Annotated in this window: 12 protein-coding genes and 2 CRISPR repeat arrays (1 of these 14 only partly in view); of the genes, 10 read left to right on the top strand and 2 right to left on the bottom strand. The window is 42.0% G+C overall.

Features of this window, described 5'->3' with window-relative positions:
- Positions 1–74: 74 nt before the first annotated feature.
- The 10 genes from Q8M62_RS04040 to cas2 all read left to right on the top strand — a co-directional run bounded on the left by Q8M62_RS04040 (position 75) and on the right by cas2 (position 17648).
- Entirely contained in the window at positions 75–6413 is a 6339-nt protein-coding gene (locus tag Q8M62_RS04040; protein WP_305668029.1) for a PAS domain-containing protein, read from the top strand.
- 293 nt (positions 6414–6706) lie between these two features.
- Positions 6707–7996 carry an ATP-binding protein gene (locus Q8M62_RS04035; protein WP_304899111.1) on the top strand — a complete coding sequence of 430 codons (1290 nt, stop codon included), beginning with the start codon at positions 6707–6709 and terminating at the stop codon, positions 7994–7996.
- Positions 7996–8430 (top strand): response regulator, encoded by a 435-nt coding sequence (locus tag Q8M62_RS04030; protein ID WP_304899110.1) that lies wholly within the window; start codon positions 7996–7998, stop codon positions 8428–8430. Before Q8M62_RS04035 ends, Q8M62_RS04030 begins: the two co-directional genes overlap by 1 nt.
- A gap of 239 nt (positions 8431–8669) precedes the next feature.
- Positions 8670–9188 carry a hypothetical protein gene (locus Q8M62_RS04025; RefSeq protein ID WP_304899109.1) on the top strand — a complete coding sequence of 173 codons (519 nt, stop codon included), beginning with the start codon at positions 8670–8672 and terminating at the stop codon, positions 9186–9188.
- Between the two features lie 33 nt (positions 9189–9221).
- Positions 9222–9770 (top strand): RNA polymerase sigma factor, encoded by a 549-nt coding sequence (locus tag Q8M62_RS04020; RefSeq protein WP_304899108.1) that lies wholly within the window; start codon positions 9222–9224, stop codon positions 9768–9770.
- Positions 9757–11112, top strand: a complete 1356-nt coding sequence (locus Q8M62_RS04015) for a hypothetical protein (protein ID WP_304899107.1) — start codon at positions 9757–9759, stop codon at positions 11110–11112. The genes Q8M62_RS04020 and Q8M62_RS04015 overlap by 14 nt, the downstream gene beginning before the upstream one ends.
- A 510-nt stretch (positions 11113–11622) precedes the next feature.
- Positions 11623–15747 (top strand): type II CRISPR RNA-guided endonuclease Cas9, encoded by a 4125-nt coding sequence (cas9, locus tag Q8M62_RS04010; RefSeq protein ID WP_304899106.1) that lies wholly within the window; start codon positions 11623–11625, stop codon positions 15745–15747.
- A gap of 3 nt (positions 15748–15750) precedes the next feature.
- A complete protein-coding gene (locus tag Q8M62_RS04005) occupies positions 15751–16341 on the top strand; it encodes a transposase (RefSeq protein WP_304899105.1) in 591 nt (196 codons plus the stop codon).
- A gap of 70 nt (positions 16342–16411) precedes the next feature.
- Positions 16412–17308: a type II CRISPR-associated endonuclease Cas1 gene (gene cas1, locus Q8M62_RS04000; protein WP_304899104.1), complete on the top strand. Its 897-nt coding sequence runs from the start codon at positions 16412–16414 to the stop codon at positions 17306–17308.
- On the top strand, positions 17301–17648 hold the full coding sequence (cas2, locus tag Q8M62_RS03995; protein WP_304899103.1) for a CRISPR-associated endonuclease Cas2: 348 nt from the start codon (positions 17301–17303) through the stop codon (positions 17646–17648). Before cas1 ends, cas2 begins: the two co-directional genes overlap by 8 nt.
- Positions 17649–17785: 137 nt before the next feature.
- Positions 17786–20563: direct repeats of the CRISPR family, unit length 46 nt; unit sequence GCTGTGATTTCCACTGGAAACTAACATTTTGAAAGCAATTCACAAC.
- A gap of 163 nt (positions 20564–20726) precedes the next feature.
- Here cas2 and istB read toward each other — a convergent pair.
- Positions 20727–21452 carry an IS21-like element helper ATPase IstB gene (gene istB, locus Q8M62_RS03990; RefSeq protein ID WP_304900500.1) on the bottom strand — a complete coding sequence of 242 codons (726 nt, stop codon included), beginning with the start codon at positions 21450–21452 and terminating at the stop codon, positions 20727–20729.
- Between the two features lie 18 nt (positions 21453–21470).
- Positions 21471–23036, bottom strand: coding sequence for an IS21 family transposase (gene istA / locus Q8M62_RS03985; RefSeq protein ID WP_304900499.1), 1566 nt, complete (start codon positions 23034–23036; stop codon positions 21471–21473).
- Positions 23037–23249: 213 nt separating this feature from the next.
- Positions 23250–23308: direct repeats of the CRISPR family, unit length 46 nt; unit sequence GCTGTGATTTCCACTGGAAACTAACATTTTGAAAGCAATTCACAAC; it runs 1734 nt beyond the window's last position.

The raw sequence follows: 23308 nt of genomic DNA, 5'->3' as shown, positions 1-23308 counted from the left end.
GTTTGGTGATATCTCTTATTTTCACTAAATACCCAATATAATTTGTAAATCAATTTTTTCCTTTATCTTTTAATATGGAGAATAGCCCAATTTCCCCTCATTTGTTTGATCTTTTGGCTGAAGCGCCCGAGAAAGAATTTGATGAGGTCACGGCACTAGCTTCCACGATCTGTCAAGTTCCTGCATCGCTGATCACTATTCTGAATACTGAAAAGCAGCTTTTCAAATCCCAACATGGCCTAGATCTCAAAGAAATTTCACTTGAGGATTCTTTTTGTAGCCATGCGCTATTAAATCCAAATCAAGTGATGATTGTCAGGGATGCTCGAGAAGATCCCCGGTTTAAGGAAAATACTTTAGTCACTCAGATAGGAGTGGTCTTTTATGCCGGAATCCCGCTGACTTCCACTTCGGGAATTCCTTTTGGGGCACTTTGTGTACTGGATTATGAGCCGAGAGAACTCTCTGCTGAAAATCTGAAGTCGCTTCAAATTCTGGCCAATCAAGTCGTGAGAATTTGTGAGCTGAAGAAAAGCAAACTTGATCTCATCCAAATAGAAAACCGCCTGGAAGAGGAGCGTAAACGACTTTGGAATATCATTGATGCCACCCAAGTAGGAACCTGGGAATGGCATATTACTTCAGACCTATTGATCTACAGCAGAGGTTGGGCAGAAATGATCGGATATACCTTGGAGGAATTGGGTACAATCAACCGGGAGACCAGAAATCAATTTGTCCATCCTGAAGATTTAACATCTTCTAATGACATTCTCTACCACTACCTCAATTCCCAAAAGGGGCTCTATGAATGTGAGGTGAGAATGAGGCACAAAAAAGGGCATTGGGTGTGGATTCTAGATCGGGGGCAGATCATGAATTGGGACGAGGCGGGTAAGCCGCTTACGATGTTTGGGACTCACACTGATATCACCGCCCAAGTCACCGCTAGTGAGCAATTGTACCTTCGAGAGAAACGATTCAAAAAGCTGATCGAAAACAGTGATGATGCGATTGCAATAATTGGATTGGACGGCAGTCCAAGCTATGTTTCGGGTTCTATTCAACGGGTTTTGGGGTATACCGAGGCGGAGGCGCTTAACTTGAACCTGAATTCTCTGGTTCATCCTGATGACTTAGAAGAGATGGGCAAACGAATGAAAATTTCGCTTGAAAACCCCGGGATTCCTGTGGAAGGCCATACCTCCCGTGTTCTTCATAAAGATGGAAGCTGGCGATACCTTTCCGCCACAATTACCAACATGCTTCACGACCCGGTTATCAATGGGATCATCGATAATTTCAAAGATGTAACAGAGGAGGTTTTGGCCAATAATAGGCTGATCCAGCGTGAAAAGCTTTTTAGGACCTTGGCGCAAGAAGGAGCGGATCTGGTTTGTATTTTGGATTTGGAGGGGAATTATCACTACCTAAGCCCAAACTATCCTTCCTATCTTGGATTGTCTGTCGAAGAGCTATTGGGCAAAAATTCTTTTGAATTCATTCATCCCGATGATCTCCCCGGGATTATCGCTGAGTTTTCCACAATAGTGGAAGCAAAGCAGATCAAATCCTTCCCATATCGATTCAAACATAAAAACGACGGTTGGCGCTGGATTCAAAGTGTAGGCACCAATCTCCTTGCTGATCCGGATATTCAGGGAATTGTAATCAATTCGGTCGATGTGACCGAAGTACTTACCGTCCAGCATCAATTGAAGGCAAGCAATGAACGCTTTGAACTGGTTTTAAGGGCAGGTTCTGAAAGTATTTGGGATTTTGATCCTCAAACCAAAAATCTCTTTTTGTCAGCCGGGTTTCGGGAAAATTTTGGAATTGAAATACGTTCTGAAGATCAAAACAATGACTTAATTAATTCATTGATTCACCCCGAAGATCGAAATCAGGTAATTCATGATTTTAGGATGATTCTTGGTCAAAAGGAAAAAGAAGTATGGACGCGTGAATTTAGGCTTCGCCAAGGCGATGGCCGATATGCCATAGTCAAAGACAAGGCAATCCTGTTGAGAGATGAGTCGGGGAATCCGGTGAGAGTAGTGGGAGCACTGAAAGATGTGACACGGGAGCATTTTGACAATAGGCTAGATCAAATCGAAAGAGAGGTAATGCAAGCAAGTATTTCCGAAAATGCCGTCGAAAGAGATTTATTTTTTAAATACCTCAGTGACTTGGAAGTACTGCTGCCGGGGATGAAGGCTTCAATTATGAGGATTGAAAATTCAAAACTGGCCAACTTTGTATCTCCTTCCCTTGACAAGAAATTGTTGAAAATACTGGAAGGGCTCCCGATTGGTGAAAATCAAGGATCTTGTGGTACTGCAGCTTTTTTAAAACAAAAAGTGATCGTAGAGGATGTATTTCAGGATAAACGATGGGAGAAGTATAGTGACTTAGCTAAGGAGTTCTCAATCGGAGCCTGCTGGTCTTTCCCGATAGTTAATTCAGAAGGAAATGTGGTAGCCACATTGGCCAATTATTTTCCACATGCCAAACCAATAGAGGAGAAAGAGCTGCAAGTACTGGAGCGAACATCCACGTTGGTGACAATCCTTGTGGCTAAGTTTGGCTATTTGGAGAAAATCAGGCTTAACAATGAGCGCTACGAATTGATCAACAAATCTACCAATGAGGCGATCTTCGACTGGGATGTCGCTCAAAATCGCTTTGCTTGGGGGGAAAGCTTTTTCAGAGTATTTGGTCATGATTTTTCTCAAAAAACATTCACCTTGGACGATTGGGTAGCGATGATGCATCCTGATGATGTGGGAGTAAAAGAGAAACAATGGCAGGAATTTTTGAAAGATTCAAGCCAGAATAAATGGACCAATGAGTTTAGAATTAAGAAATCGGACGGTTCCTATGCCTACATAGAAGAAATCGGATACATGATCCGTGACGAAAATGGTGCTCCAATTCGAATGATTGGGGTCCTGCGGGACCAAAGTGTCCTGAAAACCGAACAAATCAGCAAGGAGCTTCAGCGTGAAGTCATGGAGATTTTCAAGGGTCAGGCTAGTCTAGGAGAGCTACTGACCGAATTAATTCGCCTGCTATCCGATAAGGGAGCCTATGTCGCTGCAGAATTTTGGTTGTCAGGACTTGAAAATTCTCGATTGATTTTGGCAGCCAATCACTTGAAACTTCCAAGCCATCAAGGTTTCTATGGAGATCCAGTGATTTTGGAGCGACTTTCCCTTGGAGAGGGACTTCCAGGAAAGGTGTGGAAATCTTCAGAAAATCAATTATGGGAAGAACTGGAGAACCATAGCGAGTTTATCAGAAAGGAAGGAGCAAAAAAGTTTGGATATAGATCGGCAATTGGACTTCCCGTAATTTTCGGAGATCAGGTATTGGGTGTATTGATTTTGTTTTCGGATAAAAATCTTGGTCATGATCAAAACAGCATCCTGATTTTTAACACCCTCAAAGATTTTCTGGGTAAGGAAATCAAACGAAAACAACAGGAAGAGGAGCTTCGGCTTTTCTTTGAGAGTGCACCGGAAATATTGGCTATCGCTTCACCTAACGGCTATTTTACCAAAGTCAATCCGGCATTTTGTGAGTTGCTGGGGTATACGATGGACGAGTTAACACATGTCCCCTTTGAAAACTTTTTGCATCCCGATGACATCAAATCTACGGTTCAGGAGTTTTCGGAAACCATTTCTGCCGATCGAAAGGCGAATAATTTCACGAATAGATACCGGGCCAAGTCAGGCGATTACCGCTATATCTCCTGGAATTCTTCTGATATTTTTGGACAAGACGGCTATGTCTTTGCCTATGGGAGGGATGTGACGGAGTTTAAAAAACTTGAGAATCTACTGGACACGGCTACTAAAATGGCGAGATTGGGTGCCTGGGAAGTTGACTTTTCTAAACCCTTGCAGAGTTGGTCAAAAATCACCCAAGAAATCTTTGAGACCTCCTACGATTTTTACCCAACTTTGGAAGAGGGAATAAATTTTTATCGGGAAGATTATAGGGAGTTTATACAGGAGAAAGTACAAAATGCAATCACATTCGGCGAAAATTTTGATTTTGAAGTCCCCATCATCACAGCCAAAGGAAATGAACGCTGGGTAAGGTCAATCGGTGAAGCAGAATTTGTGGAGGGCACTTGCACCCGGATTTTTGGATCTATCCAGGACATTCACGACCGCAAGCAAGTCGAGGACCGACTCAAAAGTGTCTCGGATAATATTCCCGGTGTAATCTTCCAATATGTTTTAAGACCGGACGGGACTGATGAACTGCGGTTTGTAAGCCAAGGATCAAAACTGATTTGGGGCTTAGATCCAAGAGAATGTATTGAGGATATCAGTAAAGTCTGGTCGCAGATTATACCTGCGGGTGATTTGGAACTTGTGCAAAAGTCGATCATGGATTCGGCTACCTCTCTGGATAACTGGAGCTGTGAGTGGAGAAATCTTACTCCTGAGGGCAAAATCAGATGGCATCAGGGAATAGGGACTCCAAGACGCCAATCTGATGGGAGCATCGTGTGGGATTCCCTGATCATGGATGTCACTGACCGCAAAAATCTCGAAAACCTACTGGAGCAGTCAGCCCGGATGTCAAAAATAGGCAGCTGGGAAGTTGATCTTATTTCCAATCCGCTACAGTTGAATTGGTCCGCTACAGTCCGCGAAATCCTGGAGGTGGATTCAGCGGCTGGCTTACCGCTGGAAGAAGCCTATCAAGTCTATCTCGGAGAATCCAAAATCCGGGCGATGGCGACAATGAATGATTTGATCAATCATGGGGTAGCCTTTGACGCTGAGTTTCTGCTGATGACTTCCAAAGGAAATCAGAAATGGATTCGCTGTATAGGCCAGGCCGATACGATCAATGGTAAAGTGAATCGTGTTTACGGGAGTTTCCAGGATATTCATAAGCGAAAGATCACGGAATTAAATCTTCTTTCCCTTTTTGAGGAAAAGAACAAAATTCTGGAAAGTATTGGTGATGCGTTTTTCGCAGTAGATCGGGAGTTTACGGTAACCTATTGGAACCACATGTCCGAAAAACTCTTGAGAACTCCACGGGAAATAATTTTGGGTAAAAACCTTTGGGATGTTTTCCCCGGTGAAATAAACAAACTTTCCCATCAAAATTATTCCCTGGCTATGGAAACGGGCCAGGTGATCTATTTCGAGGATTATTATGCTCCGATCAATACTTGGTTCTCGATTTCAATTTACCCTTCGGATTCCGGACTGACCGTGTACTTCAAAGATGTGACTTTGGCCAAGCAGACTGAAGAACGAATCCGCCTTTCCAATGAAAGGTTTGAGCGGGTAGTCGAAGCCACCAATGATGCGATTTGGGACTACCAGATCGAAGAAGACAATCTATTTTGGGGGAAGGGATTCTATACTTTATTTGGATACAATCCGGAAGTGATAAACCCTGACTTTGAGTTTTTGATTAGTTGCATCCATCCTGATGACAGGCAAAGAATAAGTAGTACTATTCAGACCCTCATGGGAGATGGGAAAACCCGATCATGGAATGAAGAATACCGATTCAAAAAGGCTGATGGGACTTATGCTGTTGTAATGGATCGAGCAACTTTCATCCGGGATGAAGTCGGAACCCCCCTCCGTGCAATCGGGGCTATGATCGATATCACCGAGCGAAAAGCCTATGAGCAATCGCTGCAGGAACTAAACAGTAGTTTGGAGATTCAGGCAAAAGAACTTGCTGTTTCCAATGCTGAATTGGAACAGTTTGCCTATGTAGCCTCCCATGACCTTCAAGAACCGCTCCGCATGGTTTCCAGCTTCCTTTCACTTCTGGAAAGAAAACATAAAGATCAACTGGATGAAAAGGCCTTGCAATATATTGGTTTTGCTATAGACGGGGCAGTACGAATGCGAAGGATTATTCTTGATTTGCTGGAATATTCCCGTGTGGGGAAACAAAATTCTCGCTTGGAATGGGTCCAATTGCCAAGTGTCGTCGAGGAAATCAAGCAACTCCAGCGAAAAATAATTCAAGAAAAAAAGGCCGAAATTAAATTTGAAGGAATCGAAACCTTGTGGACATTTAAGCCTCCTCTTTTACAGATCATGCAGAACTTGATCGGGAATGCGCTCAAGTATTCTAAACAGGATGTGGCTCCAGAAATAAGTATCCTTGCCATCGACTTGCCCGGCTGCTGGCAAATATCCGTTAGTGACAATGGCTTAGGTATAAAAGAAGAATATTTTGATAAAATATTTATCCTGTTCCAGCGGCTTCATCGGAAAGAAGAATATGAAGGAACAGGAATTGGGCTGGCCATCGTAAAAAAGATCGTAGAAGGACTCGGGGGAAAAATCTGGGTTGAATCAGAATACCAAAAAGGAAGTATATTTCATTTTACTATAGCTAAACCAACTGCCTGATGGGACATGTTCATGTACTGTCAGTCGAAAAAAATGAAGGACCTTTTTTGTCCAAAAATCAACCTTTATCAAGAAATTGATTGGTCAGAATTTATCAAATACTAAAATTTGAAGATCACCTGTTTTGATTAAAAGAACCAATGAAAGTGTTATTATCGAGTATAAACTATTTTTTTCAGAAGTTTATAAGTTTTTTCCAGGTCAGACTAGTGCTGATAAAGTAAAACAATCTCTACATTGCTTAAATTATCTTTTTGAGCCCTTTATCACCCAAGCTTTTAACTTTAAAAATTATGGGGCACGCTACTGATTCTAAATTCGATATCCTCCGGAAAAAGGCTGAGGAAATTATAAAAGGGAAGACCGAAAAGTTGGATTTGGTACAAACCGAATCGGAACTTTTGCGGGCAGTCCACACGCTGGAAGTCTTTCAGATCGAATTGGAGCTACAGAATGAAGAACTGAAATTGTCTCTGGAGAGATCAGAAAATATTTCCCAAAAATACACTTCCCTGTATGATTTTGCTCCCATTGCTTATTTTACACTTTCGGAGGAGGGGGTCATTCTTAACCTTAATCTGATTGCAGCCAAAATGCTTGGAAAAGAACGCTCTTTTCTAAAAGGAAAAGCTTTTGAAAAGTTTACTCCTCAAAGTGACCTCAGTACTTTCAATGATTTTCTGGCCAAATCTTTTGACAGTAAGAAAAAAGAAGAAATCGAAATTGGGGTCGGAAGAGGTATTGGTTATTTTATTTGTGCAAAATTGACTGCAATTGTGGAGAATGGGCACGAGGAATGTTGTCTTCTTACTATCCAGGATATCACCGAGCGAAAAGCTTATGAGCAATCTATGCAAGAACTCAACCGCAACTTGGAGATTCATGCCAAAGAATTGGCTTTATCCAATTCTGAATTGGAGCGGTTTGCCTATGTAGCATCCCATGATCTTCAGGAACCACTCCGTATGGTGTCCAGTTTCCTTTCGCTGTTGGAAAGAAAATACAAAAATCAACTGGATGAAAAGGCCTTGCAATACATTGATTTTGCCGTAAAAGGTGCACTTCAGATGCGAAATATCATCCTGGATTTGCTGGAATATTCACGTGTAGGGAAGCAAAACACACAGATGGAATGGGTCAATTTGCCCTTGATCCTCGAAGAAATCAAGCAACTCCAGCGGAAAATGATCAAAGAAAAACGGGCTGAAATCACTATTGAGGGTATAGTGTCAATTTGGGTTTATCGGTCTCCAATTTTACAGATTATTCAGAATCTGATCGGGAATGCGCTTAAGTATTCTAAACCGGATGTGGCTCCAAAAATAAGTATCCTTGCCATCGACTTGCCCACCTGCTGGCAAATATCCGTTAGTGACAATGGCTTAGGTATAAAAGAAGAATATTTTGAAAAAATATTTATCTTGTTTATGCGGCTTCATCGAAAAGAAGAATATGAAGGAACAGGAATTGGGCTGGCCATCGTGAAAAAGATTGTGGAAGGACTTGGGGGAAAAATCTGGGTTGATTCAGAATACCAAAAAGGAAGTATATTTCATTTTACTATAGCTAAATCAATTACCTGATGGGACATATTCATATACTGTTAGTCGAAGACAACGAAGGTGATATTTTGTTGATGAATGAAGCCTTACTCAAGCGTCCGTCTGTTAAAAAAGTATCGGTTGCTAAAAACGGACAGGAAGGGATTGACTTTGTTAATAAAGAAAAAAACTTTCAGGATGCTGAAACGCCTGATCTGATCATTTTGGATATCAACCTTCCATTGAAAAATGGATACGAAGTGTTAAAAGCCCTGAAGGGAAGCGAGAAAACGAGAATGATCCCCATTATCGTATTTACCACATCCTCAACTGCTAAGGATGTGGACAAAAGCTATGAGGCACTTGCAAATCTGTTTGTCTCCAAGCCGAGTAATATCGAGGAAATTGAGCAGGCAGTTGATAGCCTGGAGAGCTTCTGGACAGGGCTGATTAAGCTACACTCCAACCCGGATTAATTTTAATCCGGTAAGGCTAAGCCTCCAGGATTTTTTTTGATTTTGTTTGTACTTTCTTCGTCTTGGCCAATTAGAATAAGGATTGAAGTTCGAGAAAACAAACTTTTTTCAGTCGACGATTTTCCGCAGACATTTTCTTTGACTTGCCTTTCTCTCAAGTTTAAGGATTGTCATTTGTTTTTTTATATCCTAATTGTAGCGAGTAGCTTCTGAATTCCGTCTTACCGAAAAGCGTGTTTATGGTTTCCTTTTTCAGGTTGGCTTTCGTTTTATTTCTTTGCAGTTGCACTTTGGATGATGGGCAATCAGATTCCCTTGTACCGTTCTTATATCAAGTAGAAGGTCCAGGGTATAAGTTTACTGTCGATGCACGCGCCTACCGAGAAATAGACTTCAACAGAGGAAGAGCAGCGTTTTGTGGGATTGATACAGAAATCAAAGCGATTAGCAGGCGCAGCAATATGCTTACATTGGAAATTCTGAAACCGAAAAACTGCAATGGGACGTACCAATTGCTATGGGATGGTAAATGGCAGGAATCAAATCCAAGAAGAATCCAGATTTACCTAATCAGCGAATTTCCTTCCTGTTCAGCTACAGGAGAGATGGTGCCGGAGACGATAGCGGTTGATTTGGCAAAAGCGCTCTCACCAAGTGGGCAATATGATCAAACACCCTTTTCGATTTACATTCGTGAACAATGTAATGCCAGAGATTATCACTGCGAAGGCGACTGTGATTTGGTAAATCGGAGTTGACAAGGAAATAATTAAAAGAAAATATAAAGTCTATTGAATTGGTCTGACCAGGAATTGATTGACGGTTGCAAACGTCGGTCAAAGAAGCATGAGGAATTTTTGTTCAAAAAGTACTATGGCTTTGTCATGGGGATCAGTCTGTCCTATTCCAAGAGCAGGGATTTGGCACAGGAGATCACCAATGACTCTTTTATGAAATGCTTCGATTCATTTGGCAAGATGAATCAAGTGCCTTCACTCAAGCCTTGGCTTAGGAGAATCACAGTCAACACTGCGATAGATTATTACCGGAAGGACAAGCGTCTGCAAAATCACCTCGAAGCAGACGGTGAAACCCCGGTTTACGATGAAGTATATGCCCCGGATCAGCTGGCATTTGAAGATATTCTCAAGCTTCTCCACCAGCTTCCCGAGGATCAGCAATTGGTATTCAACCTCTATGAGGTGGAAGGTTATAGTCATAGGGAAGTGGCAGAGCGTCTCGAGATCACCGAAAGCTCTTCCCGAGTTTACCTGACGCGGGCAAAATCCAGATTGCGTCAGTTGATACAACAACACATGAAAGAATATGCAGGAAGATAAATCATTTAAATGGTTGGCTGCCAAGCTGCGCAAGCAGCAGGAAGAAAACCCGCTTCCTTATGAATTGGGGGCCTGGGAGGCCTTTGAGAAAAGGCGGGCTGCCCTCAGTCCAAAAAGAACCAGATACTGGGTATCCGGTGTTGCCGCTTCACTTATCCTCTTGCTGGTGGCCGGAGGGCTTTGGCTTGGGCAGTTTTCAGATTCCGATGACGCGCAGCTTTCTGATCAGCTTGTGTTGCAGGAGAAACTGCAGTCCGCAGATGCTACTGGAAATGAAAGGCTTCCAAACCCGGATGCAATCCTTGCCGAACCCAATGAGGCGACAGTTTCAGGAGCAAAAGAAAAAGTTCTGGCAGAAAATCAGTTTTCCATATCCAGCTCTAAAAATAATACTCCGAAAGGATCAAATTCAGCAAACACCAAATCTTCCGTTTTGGGGACCGAATCGACTGTTAACTCAAGTTCTGGTTCAAAATCGAATCCTCCGGCACAGCAGCCAAATCAAAGCCAAGCCCTGATTGATCAGTCTAAAACAGTTGAAAAGGAAGTCTTGATCGCTGTAAATGAAAAAGCAGAAAATGAAACATTGAAGAATGCACAGACTCAGGTGCCGGCTTCCCCTGTGGCAGAATTGCCCAAAGAACCACTTTTGGCAAAAGAAGAAATAGCCGAGATATTGGAAACGAAAAGCACAAGGAGATTAGCATTGGGCCTTTCTCCGGGGTATGGTGCTTCGCAAAGTAAAACGCAGGCCACCAGCGGCTCAAGTTTAGGCTTGGGCGTAATGGTCGATATGGATATCGCCGGGAAACTGATGATGGGTTCGGGCCTTGCGGTCAACTACCTGAATCAGGCTAGTGAAAGTCAAAGCTATGCGCAGGTGGCGGGATTCTCCTCACCGGTCACCGAGCGAAATGAGATAGCCCAAGTGCAGGTGGATATTCCGCTTTACTTCAAATATCCGGTCACATCCAATCAATCCATTTCTGTGCAGGCAGGATTTTCAAACTTGATCACCTTCAGTCAAGGTGCAGAGCAGCAGTCCTCCTTCACCCGGCAGGTGGCAGTGTTTGATGCGAGTTCGGCCAGCGCGAATTCCTTTACCCTGAAGTCCGAATCCATCAATCAGTCCTCCGTGTTGGATGTTCCGCAAAACCGTTTCTATCCGCTAGCGACAGCCAATTTGGGAGTGAATATCCGCTTGTTTGAATCCAAAAAGACGAGCTATGCGGTCATGCCGTTTTACAATTACCCCCTGCAGGAGATTTCCGGATACGGCGAAAAACTCGGGATTTTCGGAGCCTCATTCAAGGTGACCTTTACGAGTACAGATAAGAAATAAAGTATGAGTATCCGCAAGGATGCACCTTGGGTAAAAATCGGCCCAGTAAGTTGCGGATCCTCAACTATGGTCTATAGTCCATGGTCCATAGCTTAGCAAATCTGTCCTCCAATCCAAATTTCAAAGACTATGTACAGGTTCACGGAGGCACATAAAATAAAAAAAAAGGAACTAAGCCAGCGATAAGCCACCCGAGAGCGATCTTGGGTGGTTTTTTTTTGAGGCGGACAGACCTGTCAGGTTTTAAAAACCTGACAGGTCTTGATTGAATATTGCGACAATATATGTCCGAGAAAGTTCTGTTTATCGCATAAAATACCCAGTACTGGGTATAGCGATCTTAGTTTGAAGGACTATCTTGGGAATGGGTAGAGGGGGTAAAAAAAGCGACCCGATCAGAAATCTGATCGGGCCCCTTTAGATGTTTTCACAACGGAATAATCCTTATTGTGAATTGCTTCAAAATGTTGACACTAATATAGATTTTAAACTTTCAACTTTTCAAGAAATATGAAAAAGATTTTAGGATTGGATTTGGGGAGTACATCAATAGGTTGGGCTTTGGTTTTTGAGGCAGAAAATGAACAAGAAAGATCTGAAATATTAAAACTTGGTGTCAGGGTCATTCCACTTACAACGGATGAGCAAGGCAATTTCGAAAAAGGGAAGGCTATTACTACGAATCAAGATCGAACTTCAAAACGGAGTGCAAGAAGAAATCTTCAGCGCTATAAGCTCCGAAGACAGGAACTCATGAAGACTCTTAGAGAATATGGGCTTATCAATAAAGATTCGATACTAACTGAAGATGGGCCAAACACTACTTTCCAGACTTTGGAATTAAGAGCTAGGTCAGCCGTAGAAAAAATTGAAAAAAATGAATTGGCAAGAGTCTTTATTTCTATCAATAAAAAGAGGGGCTTCAAGAGCAGTCGGAAAGCAAAAAATGAAGACGAAGGACAGCTGATTGATGGGATGAAAGTGGCAATGGAGCTGAATAGAAAAAAAATTACTCCCGGCCAATTTTCCTTAGAGAGACTTCAACAAGGGAAGAGATTTCTTCCTGATTTTTATCGATCTGATTTGCAAAATGAATTTGATAGGATTTGGGAATTTCAAAGTCAGTATTACCCTGAAATCTTATCAAATAATCTAAAGCAGCAACTAATTGGAAAGAATCAAAAAGCCGTTTGGGCTATTTGTGAAAAACCTTTCAGAATTGTTGGTACCAAAAGAAATACCTCCGGATTCGATAGAAAATTGGAGAACTTTCAATGGAGGGTAGATGCACTTCAAAAGCAATTGAGCTTAGAACAATTGATTGTTGTATTACAGGAAATAAACTCTCAAATAAATAGCTCAAGTGGCTATCTTGGAAGTATAAGTGACCGGAGCAAAGAGCTATTTTTTAATCATCAAACTGTTGGACAGTATCTATTTGAACAAATAAAAGCTGATAGACATACTCGGCTGAAAGGTCAAGTTTTTTACAGAAAAGATTATGAGGATGAATTTGATACAATTTGGAATGTCCAAAGCCAGTTTTATCCCGAGCTTAACCTTGAGCTCAAAGAAATAATAAAAGACATTATCATTTTTTATCAGCGTAGGTTAAAGTCTCAAAAAGGTCTTATTGGTATTTGTGAATTGGAGGGTAAAAAGATTGAAATGGTCGTGGATGGGAAAACAAAGATTAAACTCATTGGTCCAAAGGTCTGTCCAAAATCTTCTCCATTATTTCAAGAATTCAGGATTTGGCAGAGATTGAATGATCTTGAAGTAATCAGTAAAAAAGACCGGGCTAAAAGAAGATTAGAGCAGGAGGAGAAACAAGTCTTGTTTGAAGAGCTGACTGTAAGATATAAACTTGCCAAAGCAGAAGTTTTAAAACTCCTTTTTAAAAATCATAAAGAATTGGACTTGAATTTTGAAAAGCTTGATGGGAATCGAACTTCTTTCAAACTTTTTGAAGCATACCGGAAAATCTTAATAGCATCAGGTCATGAGGAGTATGATTTTTCAAAACTCTCTTTCTTTGAAATAAAGTCGTTAGTCTCTTCAATTTTTGAAGGGCTTGGAATATCCATAGAGATCTTGGATTTCAATTCAAATGCAGATGGTGGCGAATTGGAAAAGCAACCAATGATCCAATTGTGGCACTTGCTTTATTCTTATGATGGGGATAATTCTCCTTCAGGAAATGAAAGCTTGATCAAGAAGTTGAAAGCAAAATTCGGGTTCGATGAAGATTATGCCAGAATTCTTTCTGCTGTGACTTTTGAGGATGATTATGGAAGCTTAAGCTCAAGGGCGATCAGTAAAATTATACCTCATTTAAAAGATGGAAAGCAGTACGATGAGGCTGTACAGTGGGGTGGGTATAAAAGTCACTCCAATTCAGAAACTAGGGAGGAGAGAGCAAATAAAGTTCTCAAAACCAAGCTTGAGATACTTCCAAAGAATAGTTTGAGAAATCCGGTTGTAGAAAAAATTCTAAACCAGGGCATCAATGTGGTCAATGCAGTTATTGATGAGTATGGTAAACCCGATGAAATTAGGCTAGAACTAGCGAGAGAGTTAAAAAAGAGCGCAAAGGAGCGGGAGGAGCTAACAAAATCTATTGGCGCCGCAAGTGTTGAGCATGAAAGGATTCGTCAAATACTTGTAAGCGAGTTTGGATTAAGCTATGTCAGTCGAAATGATATAATTCGATATAAGTTATGGAAAGAGACCGATGGAATTTCTGTTTACACTGGAAAAGCGATACAAGCCACGGATCTATTTTCGAAAGAATATGACATAGAACATGTAATTCCAAAGGCGAGGTTGTTTGACGATTCATTCTCAAATAAAACTCTATGCGAGGCTTTTTTGAATAAAGAGAAAAAGGATGAAACTCCCTACGATTTTCTCTCTCGAAAATTAAGTGAGCAAGAGTTTCTTCAATACACAGTTCGTGTTGAAGAATTCTACAAGCAAGGTAAGTTTTCAAAAGGCAAATACAAGAAACTCATGATGAAGGGGAGTGAGATTCCCGATGGATTTATAGATAGAGATCTCCGAAACTCTCAATACATAGCCAAAAAGGCCAAAGAACTTTTGGAGGAAGTTTGTAGAACTGTAAATACCACAACCGGTAGCGTTACAGATAGGCTGAGGGAAGATTGGCAACTAGTTAATGTGATGCAGGAGTTGAATTGGGAAAAATACAGGAAACTGGGGCTAACATATTACGATACCAATAGAGAGGGAAAAAACCTACCTCGAATTAAAGATTGGACGAAGCGAAATGACCATCGTCACCATGCTATGGATGCCTTGACAGTTGCATTTACTAAATACAACCATGTGCAGTATCTAAATAACCTGAATGCTAGACGGGACGACAATAAAAAAATGGCACCTATAATAAAGGCTATTGAAAATAGGGAGCTTTATAGAGATGAGAATAATAAACTAAAATTTAAGCCACCGATTCCTTTGGATGATTTTAGAGCGGAAACGAAATGGCATTTAGAAAACACTTTGATTTCTTTTAAGGCTAAAAACAAAGTAGTCACGCCTCAAAAGAACAAGATCAAGGGAAGTAATAAAATTCAACAAACTTTGACTCCTAGAGGGCAGCTTCATAATGAAACTATTTATGGAAGCATCAAGAAATATAAGACAACCTTTAGTAAAATCGGGGGTAATTTTGATCAGGAAATTATTTCTAAGGTATCTAAAAAAGTCTTTCGCGAAGCACTTTTGAAGAGGCTATCCGCATTTGATAATGATCCAAAGAAAGCCTTTACTGGAAAGAATAGCTTAGAGAAAAATCCGATTTACTTGGACAATCTTCAAACCCAAAAAGTACCGGAGAAAGTGAAATTGGTGGAGGTAGAAACAGTGTATACTATCAGAAAATCGATAGATCCAAATTTGAGAGTAGAAAAAATCATTGATACCGGAGTAAAGCGAATTCTTCAGGAGCGGCTAGATCAATTTGGAGGAGATCCTAAAAAAGCCTTTGTCAATTTGGATGAAAATCCGATTTGGTTGAATAAAGAAAAAGGGATTTCAGTAAAAAATATTACAATTTCAGGAGTGAGTAATGCTGTCGCATTACATGATAAAAAAGACAAATTTGGGAATTTAATTTTGGATAAAAATGAAAAAAACCAACCCGTGGATTTTGTCAATACCAGCAATAACCATCATGTGGCCATTTACAGAGATTCCGAGGGTAAGCTGCATGAAAATGTGGTTTCATTCTTCGAGTCTTTGGCAAGAGTAAATGCAGGTCTTCCAATTATTGACAAAACCTTAAATAATTCTGATGGGTGGGAGTTCTTATTTTCAATTAAGCAGAACGAATATTTTGTTTTCCCTAATGATCAAACTGGCTTCGATCCCAAAGAATTAGATTTAACAGACCAAAATAATTTTTATTTGATTAGTCCAAACCTATTTAGAGTTCAAAAAATTGGATCCAAAGATTATGTTTTTAGGCATCATCTTGAAACTACCCTAAATGATTCAAAGGAGTTGGAGGGAATTTTATTCTATAGATTAAGGTCAACTGAACGGCTGGGGAAAATACAAAAAGTCAGAATTAATCATCTAGGTGAAATTGTCCAAGTTGGGGAATATTAATTTATGGAACTAGGCCAATCCTACCATATCTACAACCACGCCAACGGAACTGAGAATATTTTCCGAGAGGAGGATAATTATAGATTTTTCCTGCAGCAATATGTCAAATACCTCGGAGACGTGGTGGATACTTATGCTTATTGCCTGATGCCCAATCATTTTCATTTGTTGGTGGGAGTGAAGGATGATTTAAACCTGTCAGGTTTTCAAAACCTGACAGGTTTGGTGAAGCATCCTTCCAAAAATCCTGCAGTCAAAGCTTTTTCTGATTTTTTCAATTCCTACACCAAATCTTATAATAGGCGATACGTACGGAAAGGAAACTTATTTATTCGCGCTTTTAACCGGCGGCCAATTCTTAACGAACAGCAATGGCAAGAGACCTTCCTTTATATCCATCTCAATCCGGTCAAACAAGGATTTGCCAAAAATCATCAGGATTGGAAATGGTCGAGCTGGCATGCCTATAGTCAAATGGAGAAACCTTCAAACCTCGATCGTAATTATTTTCTCAATTACTTTGATGGGCCAAGTCATATCCAAGAGATGATGGAGTCCAAGAAAGAATGGCTTTTGAATAAAGAGTACGAATAGAATGATTTAGGCCAGACCTGTCAGTCCGCCTCGGCCTGACAGGTCTTTTTGTTAAAACCCTAACTATCAAATGATCAAAAGAACCTTATTTTTCGGCAATCCTGCCTACCTCAGCACCAAAAACGAGCAACTTCACATTTCTTTTCCTGAAGCAGACAAACCAGATCGAACAGTACCTATTGAAGATTTGGGTATGATAGTCTTGGAAAATCAACAAGTCACCATCACTCACGGCCTAATCTCCAAGCTCACTGAGAAAAAAGTCAGCATCGTCACCTGCAACAATCAGCACATGCCGGAAGGTTTACTTCTTCCCATGCATGGTCACTCGGAGCAAACCGAGCGGATTCGTTACCAGATTGAAGCCTCCCAACCTCTCAAAAAGAACCTTTGGCAGCAGACGGTGGCAGCCAAAATCCAAAATCAAGCGTCACATCTCAGGGAAAGAGGAGTGGATTCGCCTCGAATGAACTACCTGGCTAAAAATGTGAATTCAGGAGATACAGGTAATCACGAAGCCCAGGCAGCTGCTATCTATTGGCAAAGTCTTTTTGATATTCCAGAGTTCAATAGGCAACAGACAGGAATTCCGCCAAATAATTTATTGAATTACGGGTATGCAATTTTAAGAGCTGTGATTGCTAGAGCTTTGGTATCCTCGGGAATGTTCCCGGGATTGGGCATTTGGCATCGAAATAAATACAATGCCTATTGCTTAGCAGATGATATTATGGAGCCATACCGACCCTATGTAGATTTGGTGGTTTGTCATTTGGTAGATCATGAGGATGATCTTTCGGAATTGACTCCGGTTATGAAAAAGGAATTGTTGAGTATTCCTGCGCTTGACGTCCGTATCGATGGTCAGAAAAGTCCACTCATGGTGGCAGCCAGTCGAACAACCCATTCGCTGTTTGAATGCTTTGCAGGGATCAGCCGAAAGATCATTTATCCCGAATATGAATGAAAACTATTACTCGAGACTTAACGCCTACCGGAGTTTGTGGGTCTTAGTATTTTTTGATTTGCCGACCGAAACCAAGAAGGAGCGGTCGATAGCCAGCAAGTTTCGAAAAAATTTGCTCGATGATGGATTCGCCATGTTTCAGTTTTCGATCTACATGCGTTTTTGTGCCAGTAGGGAAAACGCCGAGGTTCATACCAAAAGAATCAGAAATATCTTGCCCGAAAAAGGGAAGATTGGGATCATGCAGATTACGGATAAGCAGTTTGGGATGATGGAGCTTTTTTATGGAAGAAAAGTTGCGGAGAAAGAAGCCCCGGCCCAACAATTGGAGTTGTTTTGAAGAAGTAGATTCAAGTTAAGACCAGTCAGGTTTTCAAAACCTGACTGGTCTTGGTTAACCCGAATTCAAATCTACTCAATTTTCCATTCTGGTAATGGAGATAAAAAACAGCATACCAGCCACTTAGCGTGGGGTATGCTGTGATTTCCACTGGAAACTAACATTTTGAAAGCAATTCACAACGTAAAGCAAGCCCGCCAATTCCAGCATCTGCTGTGATTTCCACTGGAAACTAACATTTTGAAAGCAATTCACAACTCCAGCAGCATGAAGCTGGGCCGCCCGGCCGCTGTGATTTCCACTGGAAACTAACATTTTGAAAGCAATTCACAACGGACTGACCTTTGGCGCGCAAGGAACTCTCGCTGTGATTTCCACTGGAAACTAACATTTTGAAAGCAATTCACAACTCCGGACTTTCGCGGCCCATGACATAGGAGGCTGTGATTTCCACTGGAAACTAACATTTTGAAAGCAATTCACAACTGCTCATCCATGGCCCGCACCGCCAGTCGGGCTGTGATTTCCACTGGAAACTAACATTTTGAAAGCAATTCACAACAGCTGGCAGCTGCGCAGCTGAGTGAGTTCCGCTGTGATTTCCACTGGAAACTAACATTTTGAAAGCAATTCACAACTGATGGATTCTTTTGCCTCCAATTTTGGAAGCTGTGATTTCCACTGGAAACTAACATTTTGAAAGCAATTCACAACACAGATGAGTTTCACAAGGCGGTCTTTGAGCTGTGATTTCCACTGGAAACTAACATTTTGAAAGCAATTCACAACGAATGACCGAGCAAGAGGTAAAAGAAAAATGCTGTGATTTCCACTGGAAACTAACATTTTGAAAGCAATTCACAACAGTTCGCTGGCGTAAATCGTGCGATGCATCGCTGTGATTTCCACTGGAAACTAACATTTTGAAAGCAATTCACAACGGTACAGGTCTATGACCATGACCTCAAGCAGCTGTGATTTCCACTGGAAACTAACATTTTGAAAGCAATTCACAACGAGGTCAAAACGATGGCCATCGGCTTGAATGCTGTGATTTCCACTGGAAACTAACATTTTGAAAGCAATTCACAACGGTGTAACTCCGTTGGCTAATAGCGTTCCTGCTGTGATTTCCACTGGAAACTAACATTTTGAAAGCAATTCACAACGTAGACTTTGCTCAAGAAAGTTTCGATAGCGCTGTGATTTCCACTGGAAACTAACATTTTGAAAGCAATTCACAACGCCTTGGCCTGCCATATTTCGGGCGATGCCGCTGTGATTTCCACTGGAAACTAACATTTTGAAAGCAATTCACAACGACATCGCCGACGATGTGGAGCGCCTACCAGCTGTGATTTCCACTGGAAACTAACATTTTGAAAGCAATTCACAACATGGAGAATGAGGGTTTCAGTACCTCCAAGGCTGTGATTTCCACTGGAAACTAACATTTTGAAAGCAATTCACAACTATTGGCATTCAGATATCTATAAAGATAAAGCTGTGATTTCCACTGGAAACTAACATTTTGAAAGCAATTCACAACAACCAAAACAAAAACATTATCTAACACATGCTGTGATTTCCACTGGAAACTAACATTTTGAAAGCAATTCACAACATAGTAGGGAAGCCATCCGCTCCGCTGCCTGCTGTGATTTCCACTGGAAACTAACATTTTGAAAGCAATTCACAACAGGATGTGAAAGCAGAAATCCGAAAGTCGGGCTGTGATTTCCACTGGAAACTAACATTTTGAAAGCAATTCACAACAGATAAGTTACACCCCACACAAAAGCCTGGCTGTGATTTCCACTGGAAACTAACATTTTGAAAGCAATTCACAACGACGATTGATGATGTGATCAGCGAGTTTGCGCTGTGATTTCCACTGGAAACTAACATTTTGAAAGCAATTCACAACATACAGCATTAAATATTAAATATATATTTAGCTGTGATTTCCACTGGAAACTAACATTTTGAAAGCAATTCACAACACTAATATTTGGGAAATAATCTTCGTTAGAGCTGTGATTTCCACTGGAAACTAACATTTTGAAAGCAATTCACAACTGAGCGCTGGGGATATCTCCCCACAGCGTCGCTGTGATTTCCACTGGAAACTAACATTTTGAAAGCAATTCACAACTACAACGCCGCAGGAACTACTCCGGCATCGGCTGTGATTTCCACTGGAAACTAACATTTTGAAAGCAATTCACAACTACCAAGTCCAGTTTTGGAAGGCTGACATTGCTGTGATTTCCACTGGAAACTAACATTTTGAAAGCAATTCACAACAGTAGTTTGGCTTGGAAGTTGGTGGGAGGCGCTGTGATTTCCACTGGAAACTAACATTTTGAAAGCAATTCACAACTACATTAACTCAGTTACTTTACAGTGAATTGCTGTGATTTCCACTGGAAACTAACATTTTGAAAGCAATTCACAACAATTCCAAGCTTTTTTGCGGTCAGTGCGTGGCTGTGATTTCCACTGGAAACTAACATTTTGAAAGCAATTCACAACTGCTGGATGACCGATCCCGACACACCAAGTGCTGTGATTTCCACTGGAAACTAACATTTTGAAAGCAATTCACAACATCAAGCAAGAGCGATTAAGTATAATCTCGGCTGTGATTTCCACTGGAAACTAACATTTTGAAAGCAATTCACAACACATAGCCTCCCCCAATTTTCATCCCTCTAGCTGTGATTTCCACTGGAAACTAACATTTTGAAAGCAATTCACAACAAAAGGTTCTCCCTGAAGCTGATCGGGTACGCTGTGATTTCCACTGGAAACTAACATTTTGAAAGCAATTCACAACGAGAACTTACCGATTTACGAATCTATCCTTGCTGTGATTTCCACTGGAAACTAACATTTTGAAAGCAATTCACAACATCCGCTTATCACCCTTTTACCTTTTACAGGCTGTGATTTCCACTGGAAACTAACATTTTGAAAGCAATTCTGATTATTTCACTCAAACTGACCCATGTGTTTCGCTCTAAACTGACCCACCCCTTTACCGGTGGATCTGTTGGCTAATTTAGGGATGGATTTTTATTTCTGGTGCCTGAGTGATTTTCCTTTTAATTCTATTTTTTGAGAGTTTGTAAGCAGTCTGTCCAAAATAGCATCTGCCAGTGTGGGATCGCCGATGTAATCATGCCATTGAGCCACAGGAATCTGTGAAGAGATCAGGGTCGCTTTTCGTTGATAACGGTCCTCCAGGATCTGAAGTAAGGCCATTCGGGTATCAGCATTGAGAGGCTGCAGGCCAAAGTCATCCAAGATAAGCAAATGGGTTTTTTCAATCTGGTTGAGCAGTTTGACGAAGGTACCGTCCAGTTTGGCCAATGTGATTTTTTCAATAAACCGGTTCATGTTTAGATAGCTTGTTTTATACCCATACAGGCACGCCTGGTGTCCCAGGGCGCAGGCCAAAAAGCTTTTGCCACATCCGGTGGCGCCTGTGATCAACAGGTTTTGGGCGCGTTTGACCCAGGAGCAGTCAGCCAACAGACTGATCTGTTCTGCAGAAAGGTTTCTTTCCTGAGAGCATTTGATCTCTTCCAGCTGGGCAGCATACCGGAGCTTGCTCAGCCTGAGGTGCATCTGGGTGCGTTTATGATGCTTTTGGTCGACTTCCTGCTGGACCAGCTGTGCGATGAGTTGATGAGTCTGCGGCTGGCTGTTGACCGGCAGGTCCAGGATTGCTTCGTAGCCGCTGGCCATGCCATAGAGCTTGAGATCTCGGAGTTGCTGGAGGGTAGCTTGTGTGTTCATGTATTGTTTGTTTTGGGGTTAGAAGAGTTCTTTTGGGCCTCGAATATTCTCATGGGCAGGAGTTTTGAAGGCCGATTCACCAGTAGTGTCTTTTTTGTCCATGTTGTTTTTGAGGATGTTGTCCAAGATTCCGTAATTGACCCTTGGGGCTTCACTGAGCAGGGAACAGGCTTTTTCCAGCCGGTCTTTTCCGTATTTACCGGCCAGCCGAAGCGCACCCAAGCAGGAGGTGAAGGTCTGTTCGGGAAAGACTTTGGATTCTAGAATTTTCCCGATTGCTGCCTTGGTATGGGGGCCGATGGATGCAGCTTGGGAAAGAAAATAAGCTCCATCCCATCCTTTCTGCTGGTGGATGGCCCGGTGGTTTTCCGGCATGTGTGCCGCAAGGGTGCTGTAGCCATACCTGCGTCGGTCTCTGGCGTGAAATGCAATCCGCCTGTGATCGGCATAGATCTCCACTTGGCTCTGTGTGTAGCTGATTTTAACCTGTTTGCCCACCTGATCGTAGGGAACACTGTACAGGTGGCAATCCTCGCCCAGCTGAACGTGATAGTTACGCTGCACTTTGGCCATGACGGTTTTGCGAACCTCGAAGACCGTGGAAGGCAGGGACTTCAACAGGGGCTGTTCATACTGGACAAACAGGTCGTGACGGCTGTAATTCCTTCCTTTGAAGTTGCGGCGGTTAAGCTTGTCCAATTCTTCTCTGATCTGTGCGTTGAGCTCAGCCAGACTGAAAGCCTCCAGGTTTCTGAGTTTGGCGAAGATCCGGGTATAGGACACTCTCACACTGGTTTCTGCGGTAGCTTTATCCTTGGGTTTTCTTACCCTAGTGGCCATGAAGGTGACCTTGTAGTGCAGGGAAAGCTGCTCGATCAGTTCGGTGAAGGCTGGCTCGTAGCGGTTGGCCTTTTTGACGGCAGTTTTCATGTTGTCACAGACTACACAATCAGGCATGCCTCCAAGATAACCGAACGTATTGCCCAGTGATGAGGCAAAATACTCCTGCTTTTGATCGGGAATAGCTTCGATATACAGATAGCTGCTGAACGGTAGAACGGTCACCAGAACATCACAGGGGATAATTTCTCCGGTCTGGCGGTCGATATAACCCAGCTTGTCACCCGAATAGTCCACCATCAGCTTGGCTCCGGGCTTATGGACGAACAGGGCAGAGACGTCCTTGTTGGCGATATGCTGGTTCAGATAGTGACAAAACTGGGTGTAGCCATAACCTCCTTCCGGAGGATGACTCTCGTGGTATTCTTCCCAAAGCAGCTGACGGGTGACGTGCCGTTTTTTGAGCTCTACGGCGTATTGGGGAAGTTTTTGTTGAAGATGGAGATACCTTGGATCGGCGGTGGGTGGCGTTTCTGACTCAAAAAGTAATTCGCCGAGGGCCTCATCACTCAGTTTTAAAGACTCAGAAAGCGTATAGGAACTTCGTTCGATTAGCCGAAGATAACCTCGAATGGTATTGCGGGAATAATTGGAGTGACGGACTATGGCACGAATAGATAGCCCGTTTGCTTTTTGCTGTAAAATGTTCCGGATCTGTTGCATGGTTTTGCTTTTTGCTGCCATCGTTCTTTTGAGTTAGTCGCTCAAAAGAAATAAGAAAAGATCACCGGAAGGGTGGGTCAGTTTCAACTGAAATAGGTGGGTCAGTATGCACTGAAACGCCTGGGTCAATATCGACTGAAACAGGTGGGGCAGTTTACTCCGAAATGGGTGGGTCAGTATGGGGTGAGATTATCAAATTCACAACTATATACTGCGGATAAGGCAATTCTTTATAGCTGTGATTTCCACTGGAAACTAACATTTTGAAAGCAATTCACAACGGCAAAACCTTC

The sequence above is a fragment of the Algoriphagus sp. genome, assembly GCF_030694375.1.
In the GTDB taxonomy this organism is placed as follows: Bacteria; Bacteroidota; Bacteroidia; order Cytophagales; family Cyclobacteriaceae; genus Algoriphagus.
Note: the sequence above shows the minus strand (reverse complement) of the source record. Positions and strands in the feature narration are given on the sequence as shown.